This window comes from Oleiphilus sp. HI0086 (assembly GCF_001635225.1).
In genome coordinates, this window is record NZ_LWFZ01000998.1 from 1 (window position 1) to 1,031 (window position 1,031).

General features: G+C 44.0%; 1 protein-coding gene. It reads left to right on the top strand.

The features are described from left to right. Positions 1-1,031 (top strand): c-type cytochrome biogenesis protein CcmI (gene ccmI, locus A3756_RS18030; RefSeq protein ID WP_068554164.1); only part of this gene is annotated, 1,031 nt, incomplete at both ends.

Here is a 1,031-nt window from a genome sequence, read left to right on the forward strand (position 1 = left end):
GCAAGCTTGTTTGTTATCGTACCAAGCTTTCGCTTCGCATCTATCCAGCGACAAACAATCAAGCAGAATAAGATTCAGGCCAACGAGAATAAAGAACGTACTGCCCAAAATGTATTAATATATAAAGAACGCTTAAATGAATTACAGTTAGATAAAAATAGCGGTGTGATCGGTGACGAGCAATATGCTCAACTTAAGGAAGAACTTGATAACACGCTGCTCGAAGATGCCGATCGTATCGATCAAAGCCACTCTGATTCCACCTCTAGTTCGCTAAGTAAATTCTCATCAATTGGAATTATACTTGGCAGCGTATCCGTTGTTGTCGCACTAAGCGCCGCTCTTTATAACCACTATGGCGCTTACAACGATGTTGTTGCCTATCTTGAAGGAAGTGAAAGTAATGCAGAGCTCGCTAGTGCCACTGAGCAAGCACGAAACGGTGACATCTCTGCCTTACTCGAACAATTACACGCCAAGCTAAAAGATAACCCAAATAACATTCAAGGCTGGGGCCTGCTAGCACGCACCGCAATGAACACCGAGCGCTATTCTCTTGCTGTCGACGCATTCGAACAAGTTACTCGCTTGTTAAAAGAGGCTCCCGAGATAAACTATCAAGATCTTGCTGCAACCTACGGAATTACAGCTCAGGCTCAATATTACGCATCCAAGGGCATTTTCACCGACGCGCTTAAAGGTACGATTGACAAGGCATTAGAACTAAACCCAAACGAACCAAATACCTTAAGTTTATTAGCAATCAATGCGTTTACGTCTGAGGACTTCTCACTAGCTATTGAGTACTGGTCTAAAGTTTTAGAGGCTTATCCTGAACATCCGGCCGCCGGCCAGATGAAACAAGGCATTAATGAAGCGCAGCGCCGTGCAGGTATCGAACTGTCAGATTTTTCCAGCGACAGCAGCGGTTCGTTAATTGATGTATTCGTATCGCTTGATGAAACACTTCTCGGCTCAGTTAAACCCGGTGATACCGTGTTTGTATTTGTAAAAAACGCTGAAAACGCGAA